The organism is Clostridium algoriphilum, assembly GCF_020443705.1.
In the GTDB taxonomy this organism is placed as follows: domain Bacteria; phylum Bacillota; class Clostridia; order Clostridiales; family Clostridiaceae; genus Clostridium_AD; species Clostridium_AD algoriphilum.
This window is the reverse complement of sequence record NZ_JAIZZK010000088.1, coordinates 1-2757: the sequence shown is the minus strand read 5'-3', so window position 1 is coordinate 2757 and position 2757 is coordinate 1. Positions and strand designations below refer to the sequence as shown.

At 28.0% G+C, this 2757-nt stretch carries 3 protein-coding genes; 1 reads left to right on the top strand and 2 read right to left on the bottom strand.

Annotation, left to right across the window (positions count from 1 at the left end; genetic code table 11):
- Positions 1-277: 277 nt before the first annotated feature.
- Together LGK95_RS21965 and LGK95_RS22725 are read right to left on the bottom strand one after the other, a co-directional pair.
- Positions 278-484 (bottom strand): helix-turn-helix transcriptional regulator, encoded by a 207-nt coding sequence (locus LGK95_RS21965; RefSeq protein WP_226127032.1) that lies wholly within the window; start codon positions 482-484, stop codon positions 278-280.
- On the bottom strand, positions 454-1452 hold the full coding sequence (locus tag LGK95_RS22725; protein ID WP_226127030.1) for a DUF2971 domain-containing protein: 999 nt from the start codon (positions 1450-1452) through the stop codon (positions 454-456). Before LGK95_RS22725 ends, LGK95_RS21965 begins: the two co-directional genes overlap by 31 nt.
- Before the next feature lie 1146 nt (positions 1453-2598).
- Here LGK95_RS22725 and LGK95_RS21955 point away from each other — a divergent pair.
- Positions 2599-2757: recombinase family protein (locus tag LGK95_RS21955; protein WP_226127031.1), on the top strand; the 159-nt coding region annotated here is incomplete at its 3' end.

Below are 2757 nucleotides of genomic sequence, written 5' to 3'. Positions count from 1 at the left end.
TGCAATGATAAGGTAACATCATTTATCAAACTAAAATAATATCTTATTAAAATTACATAACTCAATTATTTTGCCTATAGAGAGAGAATACACAAAATAATTTACACCCTCTGTCTTATTATTCTTATATGTTATCTCAAGTAACCCCATATCATTAGATGTGGGGTTTAATGGTGCTAAGGATGTACTATTACCAATAATTATTGCGATTACAATGACATTTATTTTTTTGTCTAAAAATCACGTTTGTTTTTTTATATTAGATTTACTTTTCTTTTTAAGTGTCAATTATAAATAATTTTTCTACCGTAGTTCTTAATAGTTTAGCAAGTTTCATAGCTAATTCCAGCGTAGGATTATATTTTTCATTTTCAATCGCATTGATGGTTTGCCTTGTAACGCCAAGCGTAATCGCTATATCCTCCTGTCTAAATCCAAATTGTTTTCTTACCTCTAAAACCTTGAAGGAATTTTTGAATACAATAGATCTAACTGACTTGGGTAAGTACTTATTACATCTTGCATACCTAATAGTACTAACTCACTTCTATTAAAAGGACTTGCCATTATGCTATTAAAATAATTTGGTTTATTAAGTACTAACGTTATGTATGGAATTAGAGCACCTTTAAATACTCTATATTTTTGAATTTTGTTTAGCATCAACTGGTTACCTCCCGTTCCTTCCAATTTTACAAGTACCCTATACTCCTCTTCATTATGATAACTATAATCCTTCATGAAAGGTATAAAATCAAATAATGTATTTAGCATAATATTTATTTGTATACTTGGGTTATGTGAATTTTCTAAAATAATGTTTCCTATCTCCTCTAAAAGCAAGTCAAATATTTTCACTTGCTTAGTTTCATCATAAAGCACATAATTAGCTTTTATTCCTGAACCATAGCTTACATCTCCGTTAGTATCCACGGATACACACTTACTATTTATTGACTCAACCCATTTAGCATTGCCTTTATCATCAGTTATTAATGCTTTATTCATTATAAAATTTGTATTTGCGAAATCATTCACGAATTGAGGTGAAATACCTATATTATAGCCATCATTCGTGCCATAGTAACTCCACATCGGCAATGAATCAGGGTTAGCAGATAAACATAATACATACATGCTATCAAAAATTCCTTCAGATTTGCCTTCTTCAAAACATTTCTTGATTGATTGCTTATCTTCTTCTCTCAATTTTGAACATTCCAATCTTTTTAAAAATAATTCGCAAGCGTATTGAATTTCTGATGTATCATTCATGAAATTTGATTTTGTGGTCCAAAGTTCCTGATTCTGTATTATACTTGATAAAGCATTTGCAGATGTATAATGATATAGGTTTCCTTTAGGTAAGCACAAAAAACTATTTTTAAATAAACTACAATCCCAAAACTCTTTAATTTCTTTCTTTTCCATAAAGTCCTTATAATTAAACACGTAACCCCTCCTAATTTCTCTTAGACTATTTATTCTATATAACACTATTTTATCCTCTAAATTATTTTTACTAAAAAATTACTTGAATTCTATATTTGAAGTACATATTGAAAGTACAGATGAATATATTAATTGGAACAAAAACGCTTATAATATGAGAAATAGTATACTACATGATGGTAACTTAAATTTTAATTATGAAGATGCTGAAAATGCTTATATTTATGTTGTATCTTTTATTAATTATATTAAAAAGCTTGGTAAATAATTGTGGAAATGAGATAATCACATATTGGAGATAGGTAGTTATTATTAGTTATTTTCTAATTTGGGTTATTATGGAGTGAGTTTAACACAAAGTATATTCTGTATAACTGGACTTAAACCTTCAAAGCATTGAAGATACTATGTTTCTTTTAATAAACTATGTTGGTGTGTAATAATACCTGTAAATAAAAAATGCAAAGGTATTAGGATAAGGGGGACCCTAACCTAATTACCTTTGCATTTAAAAACCATACCCAAAAAGAAATGGTAGTAGTATGTTAACTTAAGTTTAACAAAATAGCAATAACTTAAGTTAATCTATACCTTGGTTTTCACAACAAAAGAGACTAGTATCAATTAGCCTCTTTTAAAAAGAGATATTAAATTTTCATGTCTTTTATATCTTGTCCACTTCTTTAGAAATATTCATTGTTTTATAAATTAAATTATTTAATTAGTTTTCAGTTAAAATTCATAATTGGATTTTAACTAATTAATTGTTGTTGATACTGTAAGAATAGGTTAATAGACTTAGATCAGACCAAGTGGAGGAATGGAAGGGTAGCCCGTAGGGAAAGTCCCATTAGGGAATGCGGTAGCTAGATTTTAGTTAAATTTAATTATGAGTATGATGAGGATAAAAACAGTGTATCTATGGTTTATAGGCGTGTACTATAAAAGTGATTTATAATTCTTTAGTATGGTTTATCTGAACAAACAAATAAATACAAAATTATATTTTGAAGAAATTTTATATTCACACATCAGTGTCATAACTCAAAAGTATTGACAACGGTAAAATAATAACGTATAATCATGGTGTTGCGAGGTGTCAAAAGTTATAGTCAAAAGTAGTGCATAAAAGTGAGGTAAAAAACTATGATTTATGGATATTGTAGAGTAAGCACTAAAGGACAAGCAAAAAATGGAAATAGTTTAGAACAACAAGAAAATGCATTAAGAGAAAATGGAGCATTAGAAATTTACAAAGATAGTTTTACAGGAACTAAAATTGATAGACCTGGATTCGATAAACTA